This is a genomic window from Bacillus sp. ISL-7 (assembly GCF_018613065.1).
The window spans coordinates 1-9,703 of record NZ_JAGGQW010000042.1; the positions used below are offsets into that span (position 1 = coordinate 1).

General features: G+C 43.3%; 12 protein-coding genes. 4 read left to right on the forward strand and 8 right to left on the reverse strand.

The features are described 5' to 3' along the window. Positions 1-313: 313 nt before the first annotated feature. Together J7E66_RS17255 and J7E66_RS17260 are read right to left on the reverse strand one after the other, a co-directional pair. Positions 314-823: a YwhD family protein gene (locus J7E66_RS17255; protein ID WP_215002085.1), complete on the reverse strand. Its 510-nt coding sequence runs from the start codon at positions 821-823 to the stop codon at positions 314-316. 15 nt (positions 824-838) lie between these two features. After that, positions 839-1,489, reverse strand: a complete 651-nt coding sequence (locus tag J7E66_RS17260) for a site-2 protease family protein (protein ID WP_215002087.1) — start codon at positions 1,487-1,489, stop codon at positions 839-841. 203 nt (positions 1,490-1,692) lie between these two features. Between J7E66_RS17260 and J7E66_RS17265 the strand changes: the two genes are divergently transcribed. Then, positions 1,693-1,878 (forward strand): 2-hydroxymuconate tautomerase, encoded by a 186-nt coding sequence (locus J7E66_RS17265; protein ID WP_088084780.1) that lies wholly within the window; start codon positions 1,693-1,695, stop codon positions 1,876-1,878. A gap of 71 nt (positions 1,879-1,949) precedes the next feature. Here J7E66_RS17265 and J7E66_RS17270 read toward each other — a convergent pair whose 3' ends face one another. The 4 genes from J7E66_RS17270 to J7E66_RS17285 all read right to left on the reverse strand — a co-directional run bounded on the left by J7E66_RS17270 (position 1,950) and on the right by J7E66_RS17285 (position 4,757). Then, positions 1,950-2,174, reverse strand: coding sequence for a hypothetical protein (locus J7E66_RS17270; protein WP_215002089.1), 225 nt, complete (start codon positions 2,172-2,174; stop codon positions 1,950-1,952). 328 nt (positions 2,175-2,502) lie between these two features. Next, on the reverse strand, positions 2,503-3,006 hold the full coding sequence (locus tag J7E66_RS17275) for a YwgA family protein (protein ID WP_215002091.1): 504 nt from the start codon (positions 3,004-3,006) through the stop codon (positions 2,503-2,505). 60 nt (positions 3,007-3,066) lie between these two features. Beyond that, positions 3,067-4,365 carry an HD domain-containing protein gene (locus tag J7E66_RS17280; RefSeq protein WP_215002093.1) on the reverse strand — a complete coding sequence of 433 codons (1,299 nt, stop codon included), beginning with the start codon at positions 4,363-4,365 and terminating at the stop codon, positions 3,067-3,069. A 170-nt stretch (positions 4,366-4,535) separates the two neighbouring features. Next, positions 4,536-4,757: a YuzB family protein gene (locus J7E66_RS17285; RefSeq protein ID WP_066248771.1), complete on the reverse strand. Its 222-nt coding sequence runs from the start codon at positions 4,755-4,757 to the stop codon at positions 4,536-4,538. A 273-nt stretch (positions 4,758-5,030) separates the two neighbouring features. Here J7E66_RS17285 and J7E66_RS17290 point away from each other — a divergent pair, with 273 nt between their 5' ends. Continuing rightward, complete coding sequence (locus J7E66_RS17290) at positions 5,031-5,822, forward strand: RsfA family transcriptional regulator (protein ID WP_215002095.1); 792 nt, start codon at positions 5,031-5,033, stop codon at positions 5,820-5,822. Between the two features lie 81 nt (positions 5,823-5,903). Here J7E66_RS17290 and lipL read toward each other — a convergent pair whose 3' ends face one another. Both lipL and pta read right to left on the reverse strand, forming a co-directional pair. Then, positions 5,904-6,734: an octanoyl-[GcvH]:protein N-octanoyltransferase gene (gene lipL, locus J7E66_RS17295; protein ID WP_215002098.1), complete on the reverse strand. Its 831-nt coding sequence runs from the start codon at positions 6,732-6,734 to the stop codon at positions 5,904-5,906. A 127-nt stretch (positions 6,735-6,861) separates the two neighbouring features. After that, positions 6,862-7,833, reverse strand: coding sequence for a phosphate acetyltransferase (pta, locus tag J7E66_RS17300; protein WP_215002099.1), 972 nt, complete (start codon positions 7,831-7,833; stop codon positions 6,862-6,864). 249 nt (positions 7,834-8,082) lie between these two features. Between pta and hemQ the strand changes: the two genes are divergently transcribed. Both hemQ and gerQ read left to right on the forward strand, forming a co-directional pair. Further along, on the forward strand, positions 8,083-8,826 hold the full coding sequence (hemQ, locus tag J7E66_RS17305; protein WP_215002101.1) for a hydrogen peroxide-dependent heme synthase: 744 nt from the start codon (positions 8,083-8,085) through the stop codon (positions 8,824-8,826). A gap of 230 nt (positions 8,827-9,056) precedes the next feature. Next, positions 9,057-9,536, forward strand: coding sequence for a spore coat protein GerQ (gene gerQ / locus J7E66_RS17310; RefSeq protein WP_251032976.1), 480 nt, complete (start codon positions 9,057-9,059; stop codon positions 9,534-9,536). The last annotated feature ends 167 nt before the right edge of the window (positions 9,537-9,703 follow it).

Consider the following 9,703-nt stretch of genomic DNA (forward strand, 5'->3'; position numbering starts at 1 on the left):
AATGCCTTTTGTCTACAATCTGAAGCTCCGGAAAAATTTCCGGAGCTTTTCTTGTCCTAGTTTTAAAGCGTTTTTACACTGCTTATAATACTATAACTTTTAAAAAAACTACAAGCATTTATTTCAAAATAAGAAAGTATAAAAGTTTGAACCTAGATAACTGTCTAGCTCCAGTGCCCAGCGGCTAGTGTACTTCGCCCCTTGTCCCTACGATAAGTCAAGCACGAATGCGCTAACACTCTCCGTGTTTCCTTTATCTCAGTCAAAGGGCTCCATTCCATACGCAGCTCAACGGGTGCTTGCGCTTTTCTTTTTATTCGGCCAATAAACCACGTTTTAGCTCATCCGTTGAGTTGTTCCACAAGACCTCATTATGATTGCGCAAGAAATCGGCTAACACCTTTTTCGAATTCGCATCCATGTCGTCCACAATGATATGGCGTTTCAAAGACTTATCCATGCGGTTCACGTGCTCAGGCAAGGATTTGTAGCCGCGCCGAATCTCCCGGTCAACGGTCATAAAGCAGGCCGTCACACCGGCGTAGTACGGACCTTCTTGCTTGCGGTCAATCGTTACCCACACAAGCCAATACGGTTTCCCGTTCGGAACCTCTTCTTGCGTTTTCAAAAATTTAATTCCCTTTTCCACGACGCTGCGGGCATGCATTGCACCGACATCAATCTCAGCCTCGCCTGCATCGACATCAATGATGACCGGCGACACATTATCAAGGCTCAATGCACCTTTTCCGTAGCCTTTGTGACCATCCGTCGGGTCACTTTTTATAATATTAAAACCAAGTTTCTTCTTTTTTTCATCCATTAAAACGCAAGCCTCCTAAAAAAACAACATACTAAAGAAATTACTTAACCCATCCCACACCCAAGGGATGACCACCCCAAAAATAGGCTCAATCGTAAATTTATCAAGGGGTGTGAAAACTAGAATTAAGAAGATCAACGCACCGTACTGTTCATACTGGGTCATTTTTGCCCGCACATGGGTGGGGGCTAAATCCTCAACAATCCGGTACCCATCGAGCGGTGGAAAGGGTAACAGGTTAAAAATAAATAGAACAATATTAAGCCTGATAAATATTTGCAGAAAATCATAGAAACTATCTGGTACGATGACCCCCGATCGGTTTAATCCAAACGCAACAATGAAGCCTAACGAAGCTAAAATAAGATTGCTGAGCGGCCCTGCAACCGAAACGAGAATTCCTGCGAGACGGGGCTTTTTAAAGAAAAAGCGATTAACCGGAACCGGTCGGGCCCAGCCAAAGCCGGCGATAAAAATTAAGATGGTTCCAATCGGATCGAGGTGCTTGAGTGGATTCAGCGTCAAGCGTCCTTGGTTTTTTGCCGTCATGTCCCCAAATTTATAGGCAACAAACGCGTGAGCAAATTCGTGAAACGTAAAGGCAATCATCAGGGTTATTGCCAAATAGGGAATCATGCTAAGTGGATAGGCAAGAAAATTTTCCAACGCGTATCTCCTTCCAGCTCTACCGGATGGCACACTTTGTATGGTGCACAAACTCCGTTTTTCTATCTATACTATATTCCTTTTAGTATACATGAAACCGTTTATAAAAAGAAAATCAAAAGCGTCATCTATTATTGCACTTTTCGTCGAATTATGGAAAACTAAAATAGAAAAGCGAAAGCGTTATATAGGAGGGAAAAAACATGCCATATGTTACCGTAAAAATGCTTGAAGGACGTACCGATGAACAGAAACGTGAACTTGTTTCAAGAGTAACCGAAGCAGTCAGCGAAACAACAGGAGCACCCAAAGAAGCAATCCACGTAATGATCGATGAAATGAGCAAAAGCAATCTCGGAATTGCTGGCGTCAGAAAAAGCGACCAATAAAGATAGTGGTGTCAGGCACCATGTGAAAAATTCACATGGTGCCTGACACCTTTTTTGTGCACTTTTTGATGTTACAAAAACTTCATCTCGTCTTTTGGACTTCCAATCTTCATTTTCTCTAGCTCTAGCTTCATTTTTTCGGTTTCAGCGAGATAATTTATATGTTTGAGTTTTTCGAGTTCGAGCTCATCCTTCAGCATATTGGCTTTTATTTTCGACTGCTTCTGAAAATGGCCGGTGATGATAGCAGTGATCGGAATCCCAAATACCATAATGACTGCAATTGTCCCTGTCATAGCGCAAAGCCCCCCAAAATATCATTTTTTCCCTCTTTATACAAATCATAACAAATCCACAACTAAAAGAGTATTGATTTAACTGAAAATTGGGTGCGATTGTACGGATACCGATAGACAAAATTCCACAAGGGAACAGGAGAAATGTCTTTCGGACGAGCCACGATGGACAAAACCTCACATGGAAACGAGAGAAATGTCTTTCAGACGGGCTCCGATAGACAAAATTCCACAAGGGAACAGGAGAAATGTCTTTCAGACGGGCTCAAATAGACTCAAAAAAACACCACCCAGACTCTGCAGCAGTCCAAATGGTGTTCGACATAACTTATTGGATTTTACCTTTTAAGGATTCGATATATTGATAGGCCTCTTCGATTTCCGCTTCCGTATAGCGCTGGCTTGCCTTTAATGTAAACACCTTGTTCATGACCTCTTCTTTTGGAAGATTATCAAAATATAAAACCGTGGAAACCAACTCCAAGAATCTAGCATTCTGCTCATTCATATCCACCAGGCAATCCTGCAAAAACGGCATCTCAACCTCATTCACACTTAAAAACTCTTTCCCCGGCTCTGTCAAAGAGTAGCGATACTGAAAATAACCGCCCTTTTTCTCCTTCACCTCATTGATAAATCCCATATTACATAGCTCTTCGACCCGTAACGTCAATTCCTCTGAGTAGGGGCCATAAAAATGAAACTGGAACCGCTCATGAAAAGGGAATGCCACCTTTTTCGCAATATATATCATCTTTTGCAGCTTTTTTCGTCCGATAATTTCACCGGAAACCATAACCGCCTGCATCAGCTTCGCGTGATCATTTAACAACGTTCGTCATCTCCTACTCCATCTCAACAGATCAATATTGGGTGTCAGGCACCAATCGTTCTATAGCTCTAAAAGGGCACGGATTTGCTTTTTGACATTCTTTTTGGACGAGTCATCCTCTAGGAAATCAGCCGGGTAATAGAGCTTGTGGTCCGTTCTTCTTTTCCCCGAGATTGCATCAACGATCTCTGACTCTCTAGAAAGCTCCTTCAATTCCCCATTTTGCATCAACAAATGAATCGGCAGCCGTTCCTCTTCCTCTCCAGGACGGTAGAAATCATACGGCAAATCCGACGAGGAATCGACAACCAAATAGTATTCAGGATCAATCCCTGCCTTTTTGAATAAGGAACCTAATTCGGCGAGCTTTTTGTATTCCTTTGCAGGATCAAATTCGGCATACTTAAATAGATTGCGATTCACAAACCGCCGGCAGAGGTCACTAATAATCGGGTCAGTTTCCTCCTGCCAAATTTGAAAATAATATAAAATCACGGATTCATCTAATTTTAGATAGTCTTCTAAGGTTACTTTTTCATTGAAGATCGAAGTAAAGTGGATCGGTTCATATTTAAAAGAATAGTTCTCTTCAAATAATTGCTTGGCGCGGTGGAGAATTTTTGTCAAAATAACCTCCGCACTGCGCGACACCGGATGAAAATAGACCTGCCAATACATCTGGTAGCGGCTCATTATATAATCTTCCACAGCATGCATCCCGCTTTTTTTGATCACCACTTGATCCTCGCGCGGCCTCATCACCCGCAGGATCCGTTCCATATCAAACTGACCATAACTGACACCCGTAAAATAGGCATCTCGCTGCAAATAATCCATCCGGTCGGCATCAATTTGACTGGAAATAAGGCTGACCACTAGCTTTTTCTCTGAAGTTTTCGCGATCACTTCGGCTACTTTTTCAGGAAAATCTTTACCAACCTTCAACAGTACCTTATTCACTTCGGTATCTCCTAAAATAATCTTTCGGGTGAACTCCTCATGATCGAAATCAAACACTTTTTCAAAGGAATGAGAAAACGGTCCGTGGCCGAGGTCATGGAGCAGGGCCGCGCATAGGGTCAACAGGCGTTCGTCATCGTTCCATTCCGGCCTTCCCGCAAACACATCATCAATGATGCGGCGGACAATTTCATAGACACCTAGTGAATGGTTGAAGCGGCTGTGTTCTGCGCCGTGAAAGGTTAAAAATGTGGTTCCGAGCTGTTTGATGCGCCGCAAGCGCTGAAACTCTTTTGTGCCAATTAAATCCCAGATGGCCAGGTCACGTACATGGACGTAGCGGTGGACGGGGTCTTTAAATACTTTTTCTTCACTTAGCTTTTCCGCCGAATATGCCATAGACTTCCCTCTTCCTCGTATACTAGTTCCTGGCGCGTTGGGCTTCCAGAGCCCTTCGCTTATATATTTCCTATTATATCCCAAAAACCACCCAGTTTTCAGCAAAATTCTACAGGATTTTTCGACATTGATGAGAAAAAAAATCACCTAAGTTTATTTGACAAAGGTGACTATTTTATCTTTTTATTCACTTTTTCCATTAATTCCTCTTCCGTTAATGCGGCAACCGGACGGTTATTAACGAAGGCAAAGGTCTTTTTCCGGCCTGGTCCGCAATAGGATTGGCAGCCAATTTTCACTTCAGCATCCGGATCCAGTTCTTTTAACCGAGGGATTAATGTCTTCAAATTCACGGCCTGACAATCATCACAAACGCGAAATTCATTGGACATTTGTTACAACCCTTTCTTTTGGCACTCTCTATCTATATTTTATCCAGTATGGATTACTTAAAACAACCGATTAACTCCTATGGTATTTTACATTTTCTTGTTTTCGATTGCAAGTTGCAATCTTTACTAAACTCGTGAAAAAAATCTACTATCCTTGCAACCATTTTGGTATAAAGGCTCATAAACTTGTCCATCCTAAGACTAGAACTTTTAAAAACTCGTCAAGATTCATTGGCGGGTTCATCAAAAAAACTATAATAGGGAGTTGAAAATATGAAAGTTCGTCAAGATGCATGGACAGATGAGAATGATTTGCTTTTAGCCGAGACTGTCCTTAGGCATGTAAGAGAAGGAAGTACCCAGCTGAACGCTTTTGAAGAAGTGGGCGATAAACTGAATCGTACTTCTGCCGCGTGTGGGTTCAGATGGAACGCTGTCGTCCGTCACCGCTATGAAAAAGCACTACAGCTAGCTAAAAAGCAACGGAAACAAAGACAAAGAGTTTTAGGAAAAGATCAGGGCGGCAAGAAGAAGCTGCTGTATAGTCCGCCGCTCACGGGAACACCGGAGTTTGAAACGATGCCAATGGAAGTTGAAATGCCGCTCGAAACTTCGTTTGAACTGCCAGATATGACGGCAGAAATGGCAGAAGAAACTTATGTAAAACCGGCTGCTTCCGTCCAAACACAAGCGCCAGTTCAAGCACAGGCACCCGTTCAACCATCCGTCCAAACGTACCGGCAGGCAAATACCACAGGGCTTTCGCTTGATTCCGTCATTACTTATTTGCAAAACTTTCATCATGCCAATCTGCAAAATGAAGCATTAAAAAGTGAGAATGAAAGATTGAAAAGAGAGTTGGCTGAGGTCAGGCGTCACAATGAAGAAATGGCAGCCAAAATCGCGGGGCTTGAGCAGAATACCGAAACAATCCAGGAAGATTACGAGACCTTAATGAAGATTATGAACCGCGCCCGCAAGCTTGTTTTATTTGAAGAAGAAGAAAGACCAGCGACTAAATTCAAAATGGACCGTAACGGGAACTTAGAAAAAGTAGCAGAATAAATAGAGCATTGGGAGAAGAGCAAAAGCGCAACATCTCTTTGAAAAAAAGCCGCAATTCCACTTTGGTGGGATTGCGGCTTTTTACATGGCGGCGATTTTTTCATTACGATCAATGACCCTTTGATAATAACCGGGAAATAACGCCAGCTCATAGTCATTCAATGGCCCAGCATATAAAAATTCACTATTTTCCTTTAACTGGTTTAATAGACGGAGCATTACATCGCCGATAGTCAAATCGGTCCCGAGCAATTCCGCAAGTGATGCCATGACAGAAGGGACAATTTCCGGATAAGCAAATTTTGTTTCTTCCTCTTGCTTTGCTAGTTTGTAAAATTGCCTGACCAGCTCGGCCCGCTTTTTACCGCTCCCATTCACACAAAGATAGATCTGAACGGCAACCCCTTTTTTAAGGCGGCGCTGGGAGATACCGGCAAACTTTTTCCCATCGATACTCAGGTCGTAACTTCCTGGGCAATAAGAGCCGATAATTTCCCCGGCCTCAATCTGATGCGGGAAGTCATCAAACATGTTTTGAATGAGCTGCCACATCGTCTCATAGCCGCGATTAATATCAATCCCTTTTTCCGCCTCTGGAAAAATTAACGAAACGTTAAGGACGCCTTCATCAAGGACGACAGCGAGGCCGCCGGAATTTCTAACAATTGATTGATAGCCTTGCTCCTGTAGAAATTGAATGCCTGCTTGTAAAAATGGTAATTTGGTATCCTGGATGCCGAGGACGATGGTATTGTGGTGGACCCATGTCCGAGCGGTTGCTGGTGCCTGCCCCGATCCGACCGATGCACACAGGGTATCATCCGTTCCAAACGATTGTAATGCTTGAAAATGAATGCCAACAGCTGATTGATCGATGATTCGCCATTGCGGTTGACGCAGTAACCCTTCCATATGAGTAACTCCTTACTGATTTGATAGACTTATTTTAACAAAAAGAAGCAAAATAAAACAGATTGGACCGGGTTCGGTCACTAAAAAAGCCAGCCCACTACCCGTGGACCAGCCCTTCTCAAACCTCTTATAATCCTTGCGCCGCTGTAATTAACGCCAGTTTGTAGACGTCTTCTTCATTACAACCGCGTGATAGATCGTTTACTGGTGCATTTAAGCCCTGTAAAATCGGTCCGACTGCTTCAAAGCCGCCTAGGCGCTGTGCAATTTTATAGCCGATATTTCCTGCTTCAAGGCTAGGGAAAATGAACACATTCGCATCCCCTTGCAGCGGTGAATTCGGCGCCTTACTTTTTGCAACAGATGGCACAAACGCTGCATCAAACTGAAATTCTCCGTCCAAGACAAGTGATGGGTCACGACGCTTGGCTTCTTCTACTGCCGCTGCCACTCGTTCCGTTTCCGGTGATTTTGCTGAACCCTTCGTCGAAAAACTGAGCATGGCAATACGCGGTTCCATATCAAACATATGAGCAGTCTTCGCGCTTTCAATCGCAATTTCAGCTAAATCATTGCTGTCTGGTGCAATATTAATTGCACAATCGGCGAACACATACTTTTCATCCTCACGAACCATGATGAACACACCTGACGTTTTCTTGACGCCTTCTTTTGTCTTGATAATCTGTAACGCAGGGCGCACCGTATCTGCTGTGGAGTGGGCCGCACCGCTAACAAGGCCGTGTGCTTTATTTAAATAAACAAGCATGGTGCCGAAATAGTTTTCATCAAGCAAAATTTTCCGGGCATCCTCTTCGGTTACTTTCCCTTTACGGCGGTCAACAAACGCTGCCACCAACTCGTCCATGCCTGCATAGCTCGCAGGGTCATAAATTTCCGCATCGTCGAGCGATACGCCAACCTCTGCCGCTTTGGCCTGAACCTGTTCGATGTTGCCAACTAAGATCGGTGTCATTAATTTTTCTGAACCCAAACGACCTGCGGCTCTGACAATCCGTTCGTCTAATCCTTCTGGAAAAACGATTCTCAAATCACGTCCAGAAACTTTTTGCTTTAATCCTTCAAATAAATCACTCACGACTAAAAATCCTCCCTTAATAAACCTACCTAATTAGCATACTTTACCTTTTTTAAATTTCAAGGATATCACTCACACCAGCTAAAAGTTTATCTTTTCAAAAAATTACACTCTAGGTTTTAGAATTTACTTTTTCCCACAAAAATATCCATTTGCCTATTTAGAAAGGTTTATTCGCGCGCCACTGGGTCAAACTATGATATAGTAATGAATGTAAATAAGAAGAATGATTATTTAGGAGTGATTATAATGAGTGAAGCAGCAGTAACGCTTGATGGCTGGTATTGCCTCCATGATTTCCGTACCGTTGATTGGACAACTTGGAAAATGCTCCCTAGTGATGAGCGCCAGGCAGCGATCCACGAGTTTTTAAGTCTCGTTGAGAAGTGGAATGCTACACAGGAACGTAAAGAAGGCAGCCATGCTTTATATACAATTGTTGGTCAAAAGGCAGATTTTATGATGATGATTATGCGTCCAACAATGGAAGAACTAAACCAAATTGAAACCGAATTCAATAAAACAAGATTGGCTGAATTCACGATGCCTGCACATTCTTATGTTTCAGTGGTCGAGTTAAGTAACTATTTACCTGCTGGTGAGGATCCATATCAAAACCCGCAAATTTTAGCCCGTCTGTACCCGACGCTGCCTAAGTCCAAATATGTCTGCTTCTATCCAATGGATAAGAAACGCGAGGGCAACGATAACTGGTACATGCTGCCGATGGAAGAGCGCAGAAGTTTAATGCGCAGCCACGGAATGATTGGTCGTACATACGCTGGTAAAGTAAAGCAAATCATCACGGGTTCCGTTGGTTTTGATGATTATGAATGGGGCGTTACTTTGTTTGCGGAGGATGTCCTTCAATTTAAAAAGCTTGTCTATGAAATGCGTTTTGATGAAGTAAGTGCTCGATACGGAGAATTCGGCTCATTCTTTGTTGGTAACCTGCTTGAAGAAGAACGAGTGGCAAATTTCTTACATGTGTAATTTTTAAGTCTTCAGCTTCGGCTGGGGACTTTTTTGCTGTTTCCCCCTTATTAGCTAGTCATATTCCGCCCTGTGTGCTCATACTATTTAAACAGCGAGTCTAAGAAAGAACGCCACTAATCTCAAAGGGAAAAAAGTTTATTTTCCCCCTTTAGCACATATTTGGGATTAAGGGAGTATTAATAGGATGTTGGGCCACTTGTTTTATTCACTTTTTAGGAGGGAAAAAGATGAATCAATACTACAATCCACAGGGATATCAGCCTTTTACTGGAGCTGCAGGGCAACAACAGGGAGCTCAAGGGATGCCGGGGGGCGGGCAAAGCTTTTATCCCGCACCTGGTGCACAAGGATTCCCACAATTTCCACCCGCCGGGGCAGGAGCAGGAGCACCATCTGCACCGCAAGGGCAAACACCAGGCATGCTGCCAATTGAGCAGTCGTACATCGAAAATATTTTACGCTTAAATAAAGGGAAATTGGTAACGGTCTTTGCCACGTTCGAAGGTAACAATCAATGGAATGCTAAGGAATTTAAAGGGATTATTGAAGCGGCAGGAAGAGACCATGTTGTCTTAAGTGACCCACAATCCGGGGCCCGTTACCTTATCCCAATGGTAGCCGTCGATTACGTCCAATTTTCTGAGGAAATTGAGTATGAATATCCTTACGGCAGCGCTCCGCCTTTATCTACTTACCCGCCAAGATAAATCATTTCAAACAAACACCAATTGACCCACAATTGGTGTTTTATTTTTTGGGTAATCTCTTTATACTAGCCTGTTGATTTCCGCTCCAGGCGCTTCGCTTTCCGCGGGCGGTCCGGGGAGCCTCCTCGACGCTTAAGCGGAGGGCACTGAAAAACTACCGTTTTTAT